This window comes from Pseudomonas gessardii, from assembly GCF_001983165.1.
Classification (GTDB): Bacteria; Pseudomonadota; Gammaproteobacteria; order Pseudomonadales; family Pseudomonadaceae; genus Aquipseudomonas; species Aquipseudomonas gessardii.
Genome location: NZ_MNPU01000022.1, coordinates 61689 through 80190, shown reverse-complemented (window position 1 = coordinate 80190; position 18502 = coordinate 61689). Strand labels below are relative to the sequence as shown.

At 61.3% G+C, this 18502-nt stretch carries 21 protein-coding genes and 1 pseudogene; 14 read left to right on the top strand and 8 right to left on the bottom strand.

The annotated features are described in order from the left end of the window. The first annotated feature begins 21 nt into the window (after positions 1–21). The 5 genes from BLL38_RS16620 (at position 22) to hisC (ending at position 4842) form a co-directional block, all read left to right on the top strand. Positions 22–261 carry a BolA family protein gene (locus tag BLL38_RS16620; protein ID WP_010567702.1) on the top strand — a complete coding sequence of 80 codons (240 nt, stop codon included), beginning with the start codon at positions 22–24 and terminating at the stop codon, positions 259–261. Between the two features lie 23 nt (positions 262–284). Continuing rightward, complete coding sequence (gene murA, locus BLL38_RS16615; RefSeq protein WP_076963538.1) at positions 285–1550, top strand: UDP-N-acetylglucosamine 1-carboxyvinyltransferase; 1266 nt, start codon at positions 285–287, stop codon at positions 1548–1550. Between the two features lie 156 nt (positions 1551–1706). Further along, positions 1707–2342 carry an ATP phosphoribosyltransferase gene (hisG, locus tag BLL38_RS16610; protein ID WP_003188599.1) on the top strand — a complete coding sequence of 212 codons (636 nt, stop codon included), beginning with the start codon at positions 1707–1709 and terminating at the stop codon, positions 2340–2342. Positions 2343–2469: 127 nt separating this feature from the next. Next, positions 2470–3786: a histidinol dehydrogenase gene (hisD, locus tag BLL38_RS16605; RefSeq protein ID WP_076963537.1), complete on the top strand. Its 1317-nt coding sequence runs from the start codon at positions 2470–2472 to the stop codon at positions 3784–3786. A gap of 3 nt (positions 3787–3789) precedes the next feature. Next, positions 3790–4842: a histidinol-phosphate transaminase gene (gene hisC / locus BLL38_RS16600; protein WP_076963536.1), complete on the top strand. Its 1053-nt coding sequence runs from the start codon at positions 3790–3792 to the stop codon at positions 4840–4842. A 129-nt stretch (positions 4843–4971) separates the two neighbouring features. Here the strand turns inward: hisC and BLL38_RS16595 are convergent, their stop codons facing one another. Together BLL38_RS16595 and upp are read right to left on the bottom strand one after the other, a co-directional pair. Beyond that, positions 4972–6246 (bottom strand): uracil-xanthine permease family protein, encoded by a 1275-nt coding sequence (locus BLL38_RS16595; protein WP_076963535.1) that lies wholly within the window; start codon positions 6244–6246, stop codon positions 4972–4974. Between the two features lie 2 nt (positions 6247–6248). Continuing rightward, entirely contained in the window at positions 6249–6887 is a 639-nt protein-coding gene (upp, locus tag BLL38_RS16590; RefSeq protein ID WP_029291751.1) for a uracil phosphoribosyltransferase, read from the bottom strand. Between the two features lie 163 nt (positions 6888–7050). On the opposite strand from upp, the gene BLL38_RS16585 reads away from it, so the two are divergent. The 3 genes from BLL38_RS16585 to BLL38_RS16575 all read left to right on the top strand — a co-directional run bounded on the left by BLL38_RS16585 (position 7051) and on the right by BLL38_RS16575 (position 8482). After that, a complete protein-coding gene (locus BLL38_RS16585; protein WP_076963534.1) occupies positions 7051–7608 on the top strand; it encodes a hypoxanthine-guanine phosphoribosyltransferase in 558 nt (185 codons plus the stop codon). Between the two features lie 3 nt (positions 7609–7611). Beyond that, positions 7612–8079, top strand: coding sequence for a WbuC family cupin fold metalloprotein (locus BLL38_RS16580; protein ID WP_076963533.1), 468 nt, complete (start codon positions 7612–7614; stop codon positions 8077–8079). Between the two features lie 115 nt (positions 8080–8194). Beyond that, complete coding sequence (locus BLL38_RS16575; RefSeq protein ID WP_076963532.1) at positions 8195–8482, top strand: PA4642 family protein; 288 nt, start codon at positions 8195–8197, stop codon at positions 8480–8482. 108 nt (positions 8483–8590) lie between these two features. Here the strand turns inward: BLL38_RS16575 and mqo are convergent, their stop codons facing one another. Then, on the bottom strand, positions 8591–10099 hold the full coding sequence (gene mqo / locus BLL38_RS16570; RefSeq protein ID WP_076963531.1) for a malate dehydrogenase (quinone): 1509 nt from the start codon (positions 10097–10099) through the stop codon (positions 8591–8593). A gap of 732 nt (positions 10100–10831) precedes the next feature. Then, a complete protein-coding gene (locus BLL38_RS16565) occupies positions 10832–11068 on the bottom strand; it encodes a hypothetical protein (protein WP_076963530.1) in 237 nt (78 codons plus the stop codon). A 170-nt stretch (positions 11069–11238) separates the two neighbouring features. Between BLL38_RS16565 and BLL38_RS16560 the strand changes: the two genes are divergently transcribed. Next, the gene (locus BLL38_RS16560) at positions 11239–11826 is read left to right on the top strand and encodes a YajG family lipoprotein (protein WP_076963529.1); all 588 of its coding nucleotides are present in this window, start codon (positions 11239–11241) and stop codon (positions 11824–11826) included. A gap of 57 nt (positions 11827–11883) precedes the next feature. On the opposite strand, the gene BLL38_RS16555 is transcribed toward BLL38_RS16560, so the two are convergent. Further along, positions 11884–12093: a hypothetical protein gene (locus BLL38_RS16555; protein ID WP_032860067.1), complete on the bottom strand. Its 210-nt coding sequence runs from the start codon at positions 12091–12093 to the stop codon at positions 11884–11886. A gap of 183 nt (positions 12094–12276) precedes the next feature. Here BLL38_RS16555 and BLL38_RS16550 point away from each other — a divergent pair, with 183 nt between their 5' ends. Next, entirely contained in the window at positions 12277–12534 is a 258-nt protein-coding gene (locus BLL38_RS16550; protein WP_076963528.1) for a hypothetical protein, read from the top strand. A gap of 135 nt (positions 12535–12669) precedes the next feature. Here BLL38_RS16550 and BLL38_RS16545 read toward each other — a convergent pair whose 3' ends face one another. Next, positions 12670–13836 carry a 1-acyl-sn-glycerol-3-phosphate acyltransferase gene (locus tag BLL38_RS16545; RefSeq protein ID WP_076963527.1) on the bottom strand — a complete coding sequence of 389 codons (1167 nt, stop codon included), beginning with the start codon at positions 13834–13836 and terminating at the stop codon, positions 12670–12672. A 143-nt stretch (positions 13837–13979) separates the two neighbouring features. Here BLL38_RS16545 and BLL38_RS16540 point away from each other — a divergent pair, with 143 nt between their 5' ends. Genes BLL38_RS16540 through BLL38_RS16530 form a run of 3 tightly spaced genes read left to right on the top strand, consistent with a single transcriptional unit; the run spans position 13980 to position 15092 of the window. Next, complete coding sequence (locus tag BLL38_RS16540) at positions 13980–14162, top strand: CPXCG motif-containing cysteine-rich protein (RefSeq protein WP_076963526.1); 183 nt, start codon at positions 13980–13982, stop codon at positions 14160–14162. A 12-nt stretch (positions 14163–14174) separates the two neighbouring features. Then, on the top strand, positions 14175–14435 hold the full coding sequence (locus tag BLL38_RS16535) for a putative signal transducing protein (protein ID WP_076963525.1): 261 nt from the start codon (positions 14175–14177) through the stop codon (positions 14433–14435). Between the two features lie 36 nt (positions 14436–14471). Then, positions 14472–15092 carry an SOS response-associated peptidase gene (locus BLL38_RS16530; RefSeq protein ID WP_076963524.1) on the top strand — a complete coding sequence of 207 codons (621 nt, stop codon included), beginning with the start codon at positions 14472–14474 and terminating at the stop codon, positions 15090–15092. Between the two features lie 126 nt (positions 15093–15218). Here the strand turns inward: BLL38_RS16530 and BLL38_RS31940 are convergent, their stop codons facing one another. Further along, positions 15219–15962, bottom strand: coding sequence for a methyl-accepting chemotaxis protein (locus tag BLL38_RS31940; protein ID WP_413469159.1), 744 nt, complete (start codon positions 15960–15962; stop codon positions 15219–15221). A gap of 114 nt (positions 15963–16076) precedes the next feature. Next, positions 16077–16277 (bottom strand): annotated as a pseudogene (locus tag BLL38_RS31935) (HAMP domain-containing protein); the annotation flags it as partial. A 1299-nt stretch (positions 16278–17576) separates the two neighbouring features. On the opposite strand from BLL38_RS31935, the gene BLL38_RS16520 reads away from it, so the two are divergent. Beyond that, on the top strand, positions 17577–18395 hold the full coding sequence (locus tag BLL38_RS16520) for a M48 family metallopeptidase (RefSeq protein WP_076963522.1): 819 nt from the start codon (positions 17577–17579) through the stop codon (positions 18393–18395). Positions 18396–18502: the final 107 nt, after the last annotated feature.

The window sequence follows — 18502 nt, the reverse complement described above, 5'->3', positions numbered from 1 at the left end:
GGGCGCCGATAGAGGTTGAGCATGCAGGCCCTAGAAGTTAAAAGCTTCCTTGAAGGAAAGCTGCCGAATACTGAGGTTGCAGTTGAAGGCGAAGGCTGCAATTTCCAGCTGAACGTGATTAGCGATGAACTGGCGGCATTGAGCCCGGTCAAGCGTCAGCAGCAGATCTATGCCCATTTGAACCCGTGGATCACCGATGGCAGCATCCATGCGGTCACTATGAAATTTTTCAGCCGCGCGGCCTGGGCCGAGCGTACCTGAGCCCCCAAGGCGTCGAGATTCTTATGGATAAATTGATTATTACCGGCGGTGCCCGTCTTGATGGCGAAATCCGTATCTCCGGGGCTAAAAACTCGGCCTTGCCGATCCTGGCGGCCACCTTGCTGTGCGATGGCCCGGTTACTGTAGCCAACCTGCCGCACCTGCACGACATCACCACCATGATCGAGCTGTTCGGTCGCATGGGCATTGAGCCGGTGATCGACGAGAAACTCTCGGTCGAAATCGACCCGCGCACCATCAAGACCCTGATCGCACCGTACGAGCTGGTGAAAACCATGCGGGCCTCGATCCTGGTGCTGGGCCCGATGGTCGCCCGTTTCGGCGAGGCCGAAGTGGCACTGCCTGGCGGTTGCGCCATCGGTTCGCGTCCGGTGGATCTGCACATCCGTGGCCTTGAAGCCATGGGCGCAACCATCGATGTCGAAGGTGGCTACATCAAGGCCAAGGCACCGGAAGGCGGCCTGCGTGGCGCGAACTTCTTCTTTGATACCGTCAGTGTGACCGGTACCGAGAACATCATGATGGCCGCGGCCCTGGCCAATGGCCGCAGCGTCCTGCAAAACGCCGCGCGCGAGCCGGAAGTGGTCGACCTGGCCAACTTCCTGATCGCCATGGGTGCCAAGATCACAGGCGCCGGCACCGACACCATCACCATCGACGGTGTGAAGCGCCTGCACTCGGCGACCTACAAAGTGATGCCGGACCGTATCGAGACCGGCACCTACCTGGTTGCCGCTGCTGTCACCGGTGGTCGCGTCAAGGTCAAGGACACCGATCCGACCATCCTTGAAGCGGTCCTGGAAAAACTGCGCGAAGCGGGTGCCGAAATCACCACCGGCGAAGACTGGATCGAGCTGAACATGCACGGCAAGCGGCCAAAAGCCGTCAACGTGCGTACTGCTCCGTACCCGGCGTTCCCGACCGACATGCAGGCGCAATTCATCTCCCTGAACGCGATTGCCGAAGGCACCGGCGCGGTGATCGAGACCATCTTTGAAAACCGCTTCATGCACGTGTATGAACTGCACCGCATGGGCGCCAAGATCCAGGTCGAAGGCAACACGGCCATCGTTACCGGCACCGAAACCCTCAAGGGCGCGCCAGTGATGGCGACCGACCTGCGGGCCTCGGCCAGCCTGGTGATTTCGGCACTGATCGCCGAAGGCGACACGCTGATCGATCGCATCTACCACATAGACCGTGGCTACGAGTGCATCGAAGAAAAACTGCAGATGCTCGGCGCAAAAATCCGCCGCGTACCGGGTTAGTCCCCACTGCTCGGGCGCAGGGAAGCGCCCGCCCGAGGTGTGCATAGGCATGCCTCGGCTGAATTGGTTTCAAATCGAGGCTGTAATGGCCTCGATCTGTGTCTGGCGCCATTTGCGACCGGACCGCAATAGCCTGATGAAGGATTGACGTTTCCCATGTTGACCATCGCACTGTCCAAGGGCCGCATCCTTGACGATACTTTGCCGCTTCTGGCTGAAGCGGGCATCGTGCCGACCGAGAATCCGGACAAGAGCCGCAAGCTGATCATCCCCACGACCCAGGACGACGTTCGCCTGTTGATCGTGCGGGCTACCGACGTGCCGACCTACGTTGAACATGGCGCCGCCGACCTGGGGGTCGCCGGTAAAGACGTGCTGATGGAATACGGCGGCCAGGGCCTGTACGAGCCGCTGGACCTGCGTATCGCGCTGTGCAAGCTGATGACCGCCGGCCGTGTCGGTGATGTCGAGCCAAAAGGCCGCCTGCGGGTGGCCACCAAGTTCGTCAACGTTGCCAAGCGTTACTACGCCGAACAAGGCCGTCAGGTCGATATCATCAAGCTCTACGGCTCGATGGAGCTGGCGCCGCTGATCGGCTTGGCCGACAAGATCATTGACGTGGTCGACACCGGCAACACCCTGCGCGCCAACGGCCTGGAACCCCAGGACTTTATTGCCGACATCAGCTCGCGCCTGATCGTCAACAAAGCTTCGATGAAGATGCAGCACGCCCGGATCCAGGCGTTGATCGACACCCTGCGCAAGGCAGTGGAGTCTCGACACCGCGGTTGACCCCCCTGCGCGGCCCTAGGTCGCGCCCGTCTATCCGCCTCATAGCCAGAATTCTCAGGTGCCCAAGCGGAAACGACTGCTAGTTTAGGGCGCCTGAGTTTTTGCCAATACTATTGAGGCCCTCGCTATGACTACGTCCACTGCAATTGCCCGACTCAACGCTGCCGACCCGGATTTCGCCCATCATCTGGATCATCTGCTGAGCTGGGAAAGCGTGTCCGACGACTCGGTCAACCAGCGGGTGCTCGACATCATCAAGGCCGTGCGCGAGCGCGGCGACGCGGCGCTGGTGGACTTTACCCGCCAGTTCGACGGCCTGGACGTCAAGTCCATGTCCGACCTGATCCTGCCCCGCGAACGCCTGGAGCTGGCCCTGACGCGCATCACCGCGCCGCAGCGCGAAGCCCTGGAAGTCGCGGCCGCGCGGGTGCGCAGCTATCACGAAAAACAGAAACAGGACTCCTGGAGCTACACCGAAGCCGACGGTACGGTGCTCGGCCAGAAAGTCACGCCCCTGGACCGCGCCGGCCTGTATGTGCCGGGCGGCAAGGCCTCGTACCCGTCGTCGGTGCTGATGAATGCCATTCCCGCCAAAGTGGCAGGTGTGACCGAAGTGGTCATGGTGGTCCCGACCCCGCGCGGTGAAATCAACGAACTGGTGCTGGCCGCTGCCTGCATTGCGGGCGTTGACCGCGTGTTCACCATCGGTGGCGCCCAGGCCGTCGCGGCGTTGGCCTATGGCACCGAAAGCGTACCGAAAGTGGACAAGGTGGTCGGCCCCGGCAACATCTACGTCGCCACCGCCAAGCGCCATGTGTTTGGCCAGGTCGGTATCGACATGATCGCCGGCCCTTCGGAAATCCTCGTGGTCTGCGACGGCCAGACCGATCCCGACTGGATCGCCATGGACCTGTTCTCCCAGGCCGAGCACGATGAAGATGCCCAGGCGATCCTGGTCAGCCCCGACGCCGTGTTTCTTGACAAGGTGGCGGCCAGCATCAACAAGTTGTTGCCGACCATGGATCGCGCCGAGATTATCGCAAAGTCGATCAATGGCCGTGGTGCGCTGATCCTGGTGCGGGACATGGAACAGGCCATCGAAGTGGCCAACCGCATCGCCCCCGAGCACCTGGAACTGTCCGTGGCCGACCCACAGGCCTGGCTGCCATCGATTCGCCACGCCGGTGCGATCTTCATGGGCCGCCACACCAGCGAAGCCCTGGGCGACTACTGCGCCGGCCCCAACCACGTGTTGCCTACCTCGGGCACCGCGCGCTTCTCGTCGCCGCTGGGGGTGTACGACTTCCAGAAGCGCTCGTCGATCATTTTCTGCTCGCCGCAAGGTGCTTCCGAGCTGGGCAAGACCGCTTCGGTGCTGGCCCGTGGTGAATCATTGAGCGCGCACGCCCGCAGCGCCGAATACCGCATCGTCAAGGGAGAGTAAGACATGAGCAAATTCTGGAGCCCTTTCGTCAAGGACCTCGTGCCTTACGTGCCCGGCGAGCAGCCGAAGCTGACCAGGCTGGTCAAGCTCAACACCAATGAAAACCCCTACGGCCCGTCGCCCAAGGCCCTGGCGGCGATGCAGGCCGAGTTGAACGACAACCTGCGCTTGTACCCCGACCCCAACAGCGACCTGCTCAAGCAGGCCGTGGCCAGGTATTACGGGGTGGAGGGGAGTCAGGTCTTCCTCGGTAACGGTTCCGACGAAGTCCTGGCACATATCTTCCACGGCCTGTTCCAGCACGACCTGCCGCTGCTGTTCCCGGATATCAGCTACAGCTTTTACCCGGTGTACTGTGGCCTGTATGGCATCACTTCGGCCCCGGTGCCGCTGGACGAGCAGTTCCAGATTCGCGTGGCGGATTACGCCAGGCCCAATGGCGGGATCATCTTCCCCAACCCGAACGCGCCGACCGGCTGCGTGCTGGCGCTGGACGCGGTGGAGCAGCTGCTCAAGGCCAGCCCGGATTCGGTGGTGGTGGTCGATGAAGCCTATATCGACTTCGGCGGCGCAACCGCCATCAGCCTGGTGGGCCGCTACCCCAACCTGCTGGTGACCCAGACCCTCTCCAAATCGCGCTCACTGGCCGGTTTGCGGGTAGGCCTGGCGGTGGGCCATCCTGACCTGATCGAGGCGCTGGAGCGGGTCAAGAACAGCTTCAACTCGTATCCGCTGGATCGCCTGGCAATTGTTGGCGCGGCGGCGGCCTTCGACGACCGAGAATACTTCGAGAAGACCTGCCAGTTGGTGATCGACAGCCGCGAGAAGGTTGTGGTGCAGTTGCGAGGGAAGGGTTTTGAGGTGTTGCCGTCAGCGGCCAACTTCATCTTTGCCCGCCACCCACGGCACGACGCGGCGGGCCTGGCGGCCAAGCTGCGGGAGCAAGGGGTGATCGTGCGGCACTTCAAGCAGGAGCGGATTGCCCAGTTCCTGCGGATCAGCATCGGTACGCCAGAGCAGAACCAGGCGTTGATCGATGGTTTGGGCGATCTTTAAGGCTTAAATCCATAGTGGCTGGACTGGCCCCATCGCGGGCAAGCCCGGCTCCCACATTGGAATGCATTCCTCTGTGGGAGCCGGGCTTGCCCGCGATGGGGCCATCAGCAGCACCGACAATCCGTAGCCTTAGAGCAACGGCTCGTCCGGCTTCTTGTGCTTCCAGCCATCATTGCCCGGCAGCAGCAGGTTCAAGCCAATCGCTACCACGGCGCACAGGGCGATGCCCTTGAGGCCGAAATCGTCGGGACCGGTGCCGGTGCCGATCAGCACACCGCCAATCCCGAAGACCAGGGTCACCGACACAATCACCAGATTGCGCGCCTCCCCGAGGTCGATCTTGTGACGGATCAGGGTATTCATCCCCACTGCGGCAATCGAGCCGAACAACAGGCATAGAATCCCGCCCATCACCGGCACCGGAATGCTCTGTAACAGCGCGCCGAACTTACCCACGAAGGCCAGGGTGATGGCAAATACCGCCGCCCAGGTCATGATCTTCGGGTTGTAGTTCTTGGTCAGCATCACCGCGCCGGTCACTTCGGCGTAAGTGGTGTTGGGCGGGCCACCGAACAGGCCCGCCGTGGTAGTGGCAATCCCGTCGCCCAGCAGCGTGCGATGCAGGCCGGGCTTTTTCAGGTAATCGCGACCGGTCACGCTGCCGACCGCAATCACACCACCGATATGTTCAATCGCTGGCGCCAGGGCCACCGGCACGATGAACAGAATCGCCTGCCAGTTAAATTCCGGCGCGGTGAAGTGGGGCAGGGCGAACCACGGTGCGGCGGCGATCTTCGCGGTATCGACCACGCCAAAGTAGAACGACATGCCAAACCCCACCAGCACCCCGGCAATGATCGGCACCAGGCGGAAAATACCCTTGCCGAACACCGCCACGATCAGCGTGGTCAGCAGCGCCGGCATCGAGATCAGCATTGCCGTCTGGTAATGGATCAGCTCGGCACCGTCGCCCGACTTGCCCATGGCCATATTCGCGGCAATCGGCGCCATGGCCAGGCCGATGGAGATGATCACCGGCCCGATCACCACGGGCGGCAGCAGCCGGTCGATAAAACCGGTGCCCTTGATCTTCACGGCCAGGCCGAGGAAGGTGTAGACGAAACCTGCCGCCATCACCCCGCCCATGGTCGCCGCGAGGCCGAACTGGCCCTTGGCGAGAATGATCGGGGTGATAAAGGCAAAGCTCGACGCCAGGAACACCGGCACTTGGCGCCCGGTGACTATCTGGAACAACAGCGTGCCCAGGCCCGCAGTAAACAGTGCAACGTTTGGATCAAGACCTGTGATCAGTGGCATCAACACCAGCGCGCCAAATGCTACGAAGAGCATTTGTGCGCCAGACAGGATCTGGCGCCAAAGCGGGTCGTTGAATTCATCCTGCATGCTCACGCGTCCTTCTGCTTAGTGCCGAAGATCTTGTCGCCAGCATCGCCCAGGCCCGGAATGATGTAGCCGTGCTCGTTCAGGCGTTCATCGATGGACGCGGTGTAGATCACTACATCCGGGTGGGCTTTTTCTACGGCGGCAATACCTTCGGGAGCCGCGACCAGCACCATGGCGCGGATGTCCTTGCAGCCGGCTTTTTTCAGCAGGTCGATGGTCGCGACCATGGAGCTGCCGGTGGCCAGCATCGGGTCGATGATCATCGCCAGGCGCTCGTCGATTTCCGGGACGAGTTTTTCCAGGTAGGTGTGGGCCTGCAGGGTTTCTTCGTTGCGGGCCACGCCCACAGCGCTGACCTTGGCACCCGGGATCAGGCTCAGCACGCCTTCAAGCATGCCGATACCGGCGCGCAGGATCGGCACCACGGTAATTTTCTTGCCGGCGATTTTCTCGACCTGGACGGGACCGCACCAACCGGGGATCTCGTAGTTTTCCAGGGGTAAATCCTTGGTGGCTTCGTAGGTGAGCAACGCTCCGACTTCCTGAGCAAGCTCACGGAAGTTCTTCGTGCTAATGTCGGCGCGGCGCATAAGGCCGAGCTTGTGTCGGATCAGCGGGTGGCGGATCTCACGGATGGGCATGGGGAAAGGCTCCGGCGGCGGGCAAAAAAACCGGCCTAGATTAATCTATCCGAGGGTGTTGTCCTATAGACAACCAGTACGTTAGTCCATAAAGGCTTGAACGTTGCGTCCCAGAGGCGTACCTTCGCCCGCTTTTCTTGCCACAGTACCCCTGGAGAGCGCCATGTCCGCTGATCTCGAGCATATCCGTCAAATCATGCACGAGGCTGACTGCCTGTACACCGAAGCGCAAGTCGAAGAGGCTATCGCCAAGGTCGGCGCGCACATCACCCGCGAAATGGCCGAGACCAACCCGGTGGTGTTCTGTGTGATGAACGGCGGTCTGATTTTCGCCGGCAAATTGCTGACTCATCTGCAATTCCCGCTGGAAGCGTCCTACCTGCACGCCACGCGCTATCGCAACGAAACCAGCGGCGGCGACCTGTTCTGGAAAGCCAAGCCGGAAGTGTCGTTTATCGACCGTGACGTGCTGATCATCGACGACATCCTCGACGAAGGTCACACCCTGGGCGCGATTATCGACTTCTGCAAACACGCCGGCGCGCGCAAAGTGCACACCGCCGTGCTGATCGACAAAGACCACGACCGCAAGGCCCGCCCAGACCTGAAGGCTGATTATGTTGGCCTGCCGTGCATCGACCGCTACATTTTCGGTTACGGCATGGACTACAAGGGCTACTGGCGCAATGCCAACGGCATCTTTGCTGTGAAGGGGATGTAAGTCGTGGCGCGTTTTCTTGATCAGTCGCTGTTTGCCGAATTGGCCGAGAAAGCCGCCATCAACCCCCGTGGCCGGCAGAACGTCAACTTCCACCAGATGGAGGAGCCGTGCCATCGCATGGCTGTCGGTTTGCAGCCACACACCTATGTGCAGCCCCATCGTCATCTCACCGCCGACAAGGCCGAGACCCTGCTGGTACTCAAGGGGCGCCTGGGGATTCTGATCTTCAGCGAGTCAGGCGAGGTCCTGGAGCGGCGTGTCTTGCAGGCGGGTGGAGATTGCCTGGGGGTTGACCTGTCGCCCGGCGTTTTCCACGGCCTGGTGGTGCTTGAGCCCGACACGGTGATGTTCGAGTGCAAGGCCGGCCCCTATCGCCCGGTGGGCGAGGGTGAGCTGGCGAGTTGGGCACCCCGGGAAGGCGAGGCTGGTATGGTTGAGTATCACCGCTGGATGCTGGCCCAGTTCGACTGACCCACCGCCATCGCGGGCAAGCCCGCTCCCACATTAGAGCTTCGTGGCTTCCGAACCTTGTGTCCCGCAGGTAGACTTCCACTCCCGTGTAAATGTCTGCAGGCTGGAGTCGGCAATGCGTAAAGATAAGAAACAAGTGATTGGTGACGAGATCGGCGACGATCAGATCAAGCTGTTCCTGGATTTTGAACCGGTCGACGCCACTTCACCTTCCCTGCACAAGCTGATCAAAGCCTATCGCGGCCTGCGCATCGACGATTTCGAGCGGTTCCTGGGCTTTTTCAAGGAAGCGGGACTGGACCTCGACGGCAAGGATGAGCATGGCCAGACCTTCGTGGACCTGATCAAGGACCAGCGCAACGCGGACGAGTACATCGAGCTGATCAACATCGCTCGCGGCTGAAAAAAAACGCCCCGCTCTCAGCACGAGAGCAGGGCGATCGTTCCCACGCTTGCGATCGTTCCCACGCTCTGCGTGGGAATGCATCCGGTGACGCTATGCGTCACGACCTCAAGCGTAGCTTTCGGCCTCGCTACCTTGCTCCACCAGCTCCAGGCTGATGTTGTTCTGCATGCTGATCTTGCGATACAGCTCGGCATCGGTCTCCAGGACTTTTTCCCGGGCCGGGAAGATTTCCTGCAGCTTGGCCGCCCACTCGCCGGCCGCCTGGGTCGGGAAGCAGCGTTCGATCAGATCCAGCATGATCGAAACCGTCACCGAAGCCCCTGGGGACGCCCCCAGCAGCGCGGCCAGCGAACCGTCCTTGGCCGCCACCAGCTCGGTACCGAATTGCAGCACGCCGCCTTTCTTCGGGTCCTTCTTGATGATCTGCACCCGTTGGCCGGCCACTTCCAGGCGCCAGTCCTCGGCTTTTGCCTCAGGGTAGAAGCGACGCAGTGATTCCAGGCGTTGCTCCATGGACTGCATCACTTCGCTGACCAGGTACTTGGTCAGGTCCATGTTGTCCCGGGCCACGGCCAGCATCGGGCCGATGTTGCCGAGGCGAATCGACATGGGCAGGTCAAGGAACGAACCGAACTTGAGGAACTTGGTGGTGAAGCCTGCGTATGGCCCGAACAGCAGGGATTTCTTGCCATCCACCACGCGGGTGTCCAGGTGCGGCACCGACATCGGCGGCGAACCCACGGCGGCCTGGCTGTAGACCTTGGCCTGGTGCTGCTTGACCACTTGCGGGTTGTCGCAACGCAGCCACTGGCCGCTGACCGGGAAGCCGCCAAAGCCTTTGCTTTCTTCGATCCCCGAGGCTTGCAGCAGCGGCAGGGCCGCGCCACCGGCGCCGAGGAACACGAACTTGGCGTCGACATGGCGCGTATTGCCGCTGTTGACGTCCTTGATGCTCACGGTCCAGCCGGCGCCATTGCGCTTGAGGCCGGTCACGCGCTTGCTGTACTTGACCTGGGCATCGGCCGAGCTGCTCAGGTGCGCCAGCAATTGGTTGGTCAGGGCCCCGAAATTGACGTCGGTCCCGTTCATTACGCGGGTCGCGGCGATTTTTTCGTCGGCCGGGCGGCCCGGCATCATCAGCGGCATCCACTCGGCCATTTCGGCACGGTCTTCGGTGTAGTGCATGTCCGAGAACGCGTGGTGCTGGCTGAGGGTTTCAAAGCGCTTCTTGAGGAAGGACACGCCTTTTTCGCCCTGCACGAAGCTCAGGTGCGGCACGGGGCTGATAAAGGACTTGGACGAGCCAAAGGTGCCTTTTTGGGTCAGGTACGCCCAGAACTGTTTCGACACCTCGAACTGGGTGTTGATGTGCACGGCTTTTTTGATGTCGATGGAGCCATCAGCCGCCTGCGGGGTGTAGTTCAGCTCGCACAGCCCGGCGTGACCGGTACCGGCGTTGTTCCACGGGTTGGAACTCTCCGCGGCACCCGAATCCATCAGCTCAACGACTTCCAGCTTGAGGCCGGGGTCGAGCTCCTTGAGCAGCACGGCAAGGGTGGCACTCATGATGCCCGCACCTACCAGTACTACGTCGACTGCTTCGTTATGCGCCATTTAACGCGTCTCCAAAATCTGCAGCACCAAATTGACGGCATGGCTGCCAGGAGTGACGGGGCGGTTCACGTGATGCCCCAGGTTACCCATGGCCAGGATCGCCATGTCCGATTCTTCGCAATTTTTTTGCAACTTCAGCGGACGCTGCCGACCAGGCCTTATCTGCATATGAACGCATTTCAGGGCCCCTGTGGCAATTCGACTTATGGTCAAGTGCGTCCGATCGTGCAACCAAATCCGTAGCGGACAGGCTTCAAACTCCGGTTCTTGAGGAGTACTCGGTCCTGTGTGGTTGGGCAGTGCCAGACGCTGATGGTGCTTGTACAAACGCAAAACTATTCATTTGCTCGCCACACTCTTGTGAAGTTGTGAAAACCCGTTTTTTCACGCTCTTTTGAAGACGTGAACCTCAAAAAAGGGCTGCCCCAGCCTGGCACCTGGCCCGTAATCACTGCCGACACGCGGCATAACGGGCAAACAACTCAAGTGGCCGAGCGCAATGGCAGCTCTGGCAGATTCGGTAAAGGCGCAGGTTTGCAGACAAAACAGCCAGCTCGCCAGCTTCACACGATCTGTGTGGGCGGCTCTCTGTGGGCGGTGCGGGGGAGCTAATACCAGGGCATTAGCGATGCTGCGAGGCCCGATCAGGAGACGTCCTTATAATCGGGGGGAGATTGTAGCGAAGAACTGCCGGGAAATGGACGTGTTTTATGACTTTTATTAGCGCTTCGGTCAGGCGGTCAACGGCAGGCGGTGTGATGACCGTGCGCGGCGCGGGTTGACACGGGCGCGGGCGGGCAACGGATGGTGCATCCAGCTCAGGCGGATCTCCTGGACTTCGACCCAGCCCTCACCCACGGGCGGCTGGCAGCATTGCTTGAAGGCCTGGCAGCGACCTTGCGAGTCGAGCAGGGCAAAGTTGCGATGGGCGGGCGTGCGCGCGAAAAAGCGCCAGAGAAGATTGAGCATGGCGGGCCTCCTGAGAATGACGCCAAGCATATCTGTCAAGAATGACATCTGGGTGACACTGGGCCGCTGCACGCAGGCCAGGACCCGAGGTTGTAACTGGCGCTAGTTCCAGGCGGTGACGCACCGCTATACTGCCGGGCTGTCGGTACCTGATTTCTGGAGAGAAAAGCATGTTGCAACGCCTGTTGTTCGGTTTGATCACTGTGACCAGCTTGACCCTGGTTGGCTGCGCCCACAGCCCGCAGCAACTCAGCCCGCAACCCAAGCTCACCACCCAGTTGGCGCCTGTGGGCCATGGCCAGCCGGTCTCGGTGCGTGTGGTTGATGGCCGTCCATCGCCGACCCTGGGCACCCGCGGTGGCCTGTACCCGGAAACCAGCGCCATCACGGTGACCGGTGCCGACGTGCTGCCCAAGCTGCAAGCCCAGGCCGAAGCGGCGGTGCGCCTGCTGGGCTTCACCCCAGCCAGCAACTCGCCAGGCGCACCGCAACTGACGGTGACCCTGGCCGAGTTGAAGTACCAGTCGCCCAAGGAAGGCCTGTACGTGACCGAAGCCACCATCGGCGCGACTTTCCGCTCTGATGTGTCGGCCGGCAACCGCCGCTACAGCGGCCGTTACGGGGCGTCCCTGGACCAGCGTTTCGGCATGGCGCCCAACCAGGAAACCAACACCAAGCTGGTCAGCGATGTGTTGAGTGATGCCCTGACGCGTCTGTTCAAGGATCCCAGCATCGGCCAGATCCTCAGCTCGCAATAATCAGTTGTAAAAAAGCCGGGCCCCGTCACGGGCCCGGCTTTTTTGTGTCTGCTGCGGTCATGCCGCCGTTTCGACATAAAAGTCCAGCACACTCACCCCCGTCAACAGATCCAGCTCCGGCAGGTCGGCATGTTGATGCCCGCCGAGGGCGCAATACACCAGCCAGTGCCGGTCCTGGACATTAAACGCCAGGCCGCCGACCAGCGCCTCTTGCTCATCGGTAGGGGCGATCAGGTACAGCCGATCCTGGTTCTGCGCGTGCAACATGACAAGCTCCCGGGTGTGCGAAGGGCAACAGAGTGGCTTGTTAAGGTGACGTTCAGGTGACGCTGTAAATTACTCGATACATTAGTCGTCAATGGGGGAGGGAGTTTTGATGCGCAGGAGGGCGCAGTCCGTTCAGGTTTGTATCTGGATGGATACCTGGTCACTGTTGTACCGAGGTTTTTGATGTCGCTGCCGGCATTACTGCTAAACACCACGGCATTGCTGATTGCCTGCCCTGGCGCCGGGCTGCTGTTTGTGACCCGCCTGCGGGAGCAGCGGGCGATGGCCCGACTCGCCGCGCAAAGTGAAGAGCGGGCGATTGATCAGCCGATGCTGTTTCTGGATGTGCGTACCGAGCGCAGTCATCGCCTCGGCTACCGCATCGGGTTTGCCTGTCTCGGGCTGGCGTTGCTGATTACCTGGCTCAGCACCCAATTGTAAAAATACCCCAAAAACAATGTGGGAGCGGGCTTGCTCGCGATAGCGGTGGGTCAGTCAAGTAGTTATCAACTGACCCACCGCTATCGCGAGCAAGCCCGCTCCCACATTGTGTTGTGTGTTGTTCACGCTATTGGGTTACAGGGCGATCCCGGCTTTGACCCGGTACTGATTACGCACCGGCGTCGCATATTGCAGCACCAGATACGGTCGGTGTTCCGCCGGGCAGGCATTCAACCGTCGCTCCCACTCCGCCTTTGCCTTGGCCAGTTCGTCCGCCGGGAACACCTCGGCAGCCGTTGGCACCTGCAATTGCGGGTCGGCGCCGCTCCACTGTGCATATGCCAGGTAATGCACGGGAAACAGTCGATAGCCTCCCAGGATCTGCCGGTCCAGCTCGATGGCCAATTGCTTGGTATCTTCAAAATGCTCGGTAATGGGCAGTGCGAAGTTGACGTGGACCCGGCCCTTGTAGCCGGTGATGCCCAGGGCAATGCTTGCGTCGTCTTCACCGGGCGCCTTGGTGTAGGTGCCGGTGGTGGCGCGGATATACAGTTCGCGGGCCTTGGCCACGTCGCACGGGTCGTACTCGTAGCTGATGGACACCGGAGTCAGGTTCAGCGACAGGATGACCTCGGCGAATGGCTCGTCCTTGCGGCTCATATGGAACATCTTGAGGATCGCCGACTCGGTGCGATCATCCCCATCCTTGGCGCGGCCTTCGGCCTGGGCGATCCAGATCGACTGGCAGTCGTTGCGGATCGAATGGTTGATATAGGCCGACAGCAGTTGATAAGCCGCCATCTTCTCGCGCCGCCCGCTGATGGAGCGGTGCACGATAAAACTCTTGTTCAGGCGCATCAGGTCGCTGACGAACGGCTTCTGCAGCAGATTGTCGCCGATGGCAATGCGTGGGGTGGGCAGGCCGGCGTGGTACACCGCATAGTTGACGAAGGCCGGGTCCATCACGATATCGCGGTGATTGGCCAGGAACACATAGGCCATGCCGGACTTGAGCTGTTCGACCCCGGTGTAGGTGACGCCGTCGGTCGCCCGGTCGATGGTGTGGTCGACGTACAGCTCGACTTTGTCCTGCAAGGTGGCGACGGTGGTGACACCGGCGAACTCACGGCGCAGCTTCTGCGCGATCAGCGGCTTGAGCAGCCAGCCAAAGGCGCCGGCAAAACGCGGGAAGCGAAAGTGGGTCAGGATGTCCAGAAAGGCCTTGTCACTGAACAGCCGGGCCAACACTGCCGGGACTTCGCTGTCGTTGTAAGGTCGGATGGTATCGAATTGGCCCATCATGCTCTCTTGTTAGAAATGGCTAGGGTAAGTAAAAAGGTTTGGATCGATAAGTGACAGAGTGAGGTCTGAACAAATGGCATCAAACGAAAAACCCTGCAAATAGGCCGGCGATTATACGCACAAGTCACCCGGGAGAGACCGCGATGCTAGAACCTGCGCTGTACGATTGTCCTTATTGTGGTGAAGCGGTCGAGACCTCTGTGGATTTGTCTGGCGGTGACCAGAACTATATAGAGGACTGCCAGGTGTGCTGTCGGCCGATCAACTTCCATCTTCAGGTCCACGGCGATGAATGGATGCTCGAAGTTCGCAGCGAGAATGAGTAGTGGGGGGCGACCATGCAACGAATCTACGAGCCGGAGAACCTGATGGAGGGCGAGCTGCTGCAACAAATGCTCGCCAGCGAAGGCATCGATGCCCATCTGGTGGGGCGCCACCTGCTGGGGGGCACGGGTGAACTGCCGATCTTCGGCCTGCTGGGCCTGGAAGTGGAGAACGACCAGGCGGCCGAGGCCCGCGAGCTGATTACCGCCTATATCGGTGCCCAGCCCCTGCCCGGCGATGAACCCGACAGCTTCCCCGACGTGCTGGTCTGTTAGGCTGTCGACCGGTTTACCCAAGAGTCGTGTTGCCCCATGTGTGGACGTTATGCCCTGTTTCGCTGGAATCCCACGTTTGCCGCCTTGCCGGGCTTCCCGGCGGATCAACAGGCCCAGTGGAATATTTCCCCCAATGATTCGGTGCTGATCCAGCGCGCCACCGACGGCCAGCGCACCCTGGCGCGGGCCCGTTGGGGGCTGACGCCGCCGTGGCTGACCGACCTGTCCCGCACCCCGGCCCACGCCCGTGCCGAAACCCTGGCCGAGCAACCGATGTTTCGCGAGGCCTTTCGCCTGCGCCGTTGCCTGCTGCCGGCCAATGGCTTTTATGAATGGCGCGGCACCCAGCGCAAGCGGCCGTATTGGCTGACGCCGGGAGAGGGTTCGACCCTGTTTTTTGCGGCGATCTGGGAGGCTTACCCGGTGCAGGAGCAGGTGTGGTTGAGCACGGCGGTGGTGACCCAGGCGGCGCAAAGCCAGCGTCGGCCGTTGATTCTCGATGCGGCGGGGCAGGCCGCCTGGCTGGATCCCGAGACGCCGCTGCATGTGTTGCAGGGGTTGTTGGCCAGTGAGCCGACGGCGTTGCGTGAGCGGGTGCTGGCCAATATGGTCAATGATCCGAAGCTCAATGGGCCGGAGTGTTTGACCCCGGGTTGAGGCAGGGGGTTGTGCGGGGGATTCGCTGGTGCCATCGCCGGCAAGCCCCCACATTTTGATGTGTGAATACCTTCAAATGTGGGAGCTGGCTTGCCTGCGATGAGGCCCTAAAGGCCACTGAAACCTTCAGACCTTGAACTGATTGATCAACCGCCGCTGCTGCTCCGCCAGTTGGGTCAGCCCCGCGCTGGCGGCACTGGACTCATCCGCACCGCCCGCCACTTCATTGGCCACCTGGCCGATATTGATCACATTGCGGTTGATATCCTCGGCCACCGCGCTCTGCTCTTCCGCCGCACTGGCAATCTGCGTGTTCATATCGTTGATCACCGACACGGCCTGGGTGATGGTCTCCAGGGCCTGGGCCGCCTTGGCCGCGTGTTGCACGCTTTCATCGGTGCGCTGCTGGCTGTCCTCCATCACCTGCACCACATCCCGCGTGCCTTGCTGCAATTGCTGGATCATGGCCTGGATTTCTTCGGTGGCCTTCTGGGTTTTCTGCGCCAGGTTGCGCACTTCATCGGCCACTACCGCGAAGCCTCGGCCCTGTTCGCCAGCCCGGGCGGCTTCGATGGCGGCGTTAAGGGCCAGCAGGTTGGTCTGCTCGGCAATGCCGCGAATGGCAATCAGGATCGCGCTGATGTTCTCGCTGTCCTTGGCCAGGGCCTGGACCACGCCCACTGCCTTGCCGATCTCCAGGGCCAGGGCGCCAATGGATGTGGACGTGTCGCGCACAATCTGCATGCCCTGGCTCGCGGCTTGGTCGGCGTGGGTGGCGGCCTGTGCCGCCTGGGTGGCATTGCGCGCGACGTCCTGGGCGGTGGCGGTCATCTCGTGCACGGCGGTGGCGACCTGGTCGATCTCGACCATTTGCTTGTGCACGCCCTGGTTGGTACGGATGGCGATATCGGCGGTGTGCTCCGACGAGTCGCTGACCTTCTGCACCGAGCTGACCACCTGGGTAATCATGCCCTGCAGCTTGATCAAGAAGGTATTGAAGCCCGCGGCAATTGCCCCCAGTTCATCGGCGCGGTCGCTGGTCAGGCGGCGCGTCAGGTCGCCTTCGCCCTGGGCGATGTCATTGAGCATCGCCACCATTTGCTTGAGCGGCCGGGCAATGCCATGGCCCACCAGCCAGATCACCAGCAGGCCGACACCGGCAATCAGCAGGCCGACCAGGGTCATGCCGAAGATATCGGCCTTGCGCTGGGCGCCCAGGTCGCCTTGCAGGGTGTGCAGGTCGGCCATCACGGCGTCCAGGGGCAGTTGCAGCATCAGGGTCCAGCGCGCATCGGTCTGGCCGATATTGAACGGCAGGAACAACTCGATATGCCCGTTGGCCTGGTCGATGTCGTAGCGCATGGCGCCGGCTTTCAGCTGGCCGAGGTTCTCCAGTTCATTCTGGTCGAGCAGGTCGCTGGTCTTTTCCCCCAGTTTGCTCGAGTCCTTGGTATAGGCCACCAGGCGCCCGTTGCTGGAAATCAGTGCCATTTCACCGGCGCCGTTGTAGAGCTTCTGGTTGGCAGCGGTCAGCATGTCCTGGATGAAATTGACTGACAGGTCGGCGCCGACGATGCCCTGGAACACCCCGTCGATCATGATCGGCTCGATAAACGACGCCAGCATCACCGTGGTATTGCCCACACGATAGGGCGCCGGGTCGATGGCGCAGGGTTTCTGGGTTTCCTTGGAGCAGAGGTAGTACTCGCTGGCGCGAATGCCGGTGGCGAGGATTTTCTGGTCGGTCAGGTCGGCGAGTTTCTCCAGGCCCAGGCTGCCGTCCTGGTTGCGAAACCACCAGGGCATGAAGCGCCCGTTTGTGGGTTCCACGCCGACCACGGCGGTGTTCAGGTAGTTGGCATCATTGTGGTTGATGGCATTGGGCTCCCAGGCGATATAGGAACCGAGGATTTTCGGGTTGCGCACCACGGTTTCGTGCAGCAGGTTGATCAGTTGTTCACGGCTGACCTGCAACGGCGCGGCACCGTTTGCGTCCTTCATGCCCATCAACGCGTTGGTGGTGGCCAGGCCTTTGGCGATCAGCAGTGGCGCCTCCAGTTCGCGCTGGATCAGCGTGGCCTGGGTTTGCGCCAGTGCGCTGAGGCGTTGCTCGATGATCTGCTCGAATTGTGTCTGGGTGCGCGCTTGCACCATGTCCTGGGTCCGTGCGCCGGCGAACAGTGCGTAAAGCACCAGGGCTGCGACGACACTCAGGACGATGGCCCCGGCCAGTGCGGCGACAGAAAACTGAATCGACTTGAATTTCATGGAAGCTCCAGACGCAAGGGGCATGATCTGCTTTTTATATCGGCCACAGACCGGGCGGGCATGAGGGGGTGCCCCGTAAAAGCGTCAGGAGTGTCGTAAACAGAATGGTCGTGGGCGTGGGCAGTGTCTGAAAATTAGCGGTTAAACGTCAGGAGTATCTGGCGCGGATACAAGGGAGCGCCTACGATACGCGCCATGTTTTCAGGGAGAATGTGCATGAAAAAATCATTGGTGGTCACGGCCTTGAGCGCAGCCTTGCTGCTCGCCGGTTGCCAGTCGGTCAATACCACCAGCGGCGGTGCCGTGGGTGTGGAACGCAAGCAGTACATGTTCAGCATGTTGTCGAGTCAGGAAGTCGACCAGATGTACGCGCAGTCGTACCAGCAGACCCTGGGTGAAGCCAGTGGCAAGGGCCTGGTGGACAAGACTAGCACCAACGCCAAGCGCGTGCAGGCCATCGCCAAGCGGCTGATCGCCCAGGCGCCCACCTTCCGCCCGGATGCAGCGCAGTGGAAGTGGGAAGTGAACCTGATCAAGAGCGACGAGATGAACGCCAACTGCGGGCCTGGCGGCAAGATCTTTGTCTACAGCGGGTTGATCGAAAACCTCAAGTTGACCGACGACGAGTTGGCGGCCGTCATGGGCCATGAAATTGCCCACGCCCTGCGCGAACACGGCCGCGAAGCGATGTCCAAGGCCTACGGCATCGAGATGGCCAAGCAGGGCGCCGGTGCATTGCTGGGTCTGGGCCAGGACAGCATGGCGCTGGCCGACACCGTGGCCAACTACGGCATGACCTTGCCCAACAGCCGCAGCAATGAGAACGAAGCCGACCTGATCGGCCTGGAGCTCTCGGCCCGTGCCGGTTACAACCCAAACGCCGCCATCACGCTGTGGAACAAAATGGCCAAGGCCTCCGAAGGCGCGCCGCCTGAGTTCATGAGTACCCACCCGGCCTCCAGCAGCCGGATCGCCTCGTTGCAGGCGGCGATTCCCAAGGTGATGCCGTTGTACCAGCAGGCCAAGAAATCCTGATAATCCAGGCCTTGTGAAGCTCCAGATGTGGGAGCTGGCTTGCCTGCGATGGCGGAGTGCCAGGTTAGATATATTTAACTGACCCACCGCTATCGCGGGCAAGCCCG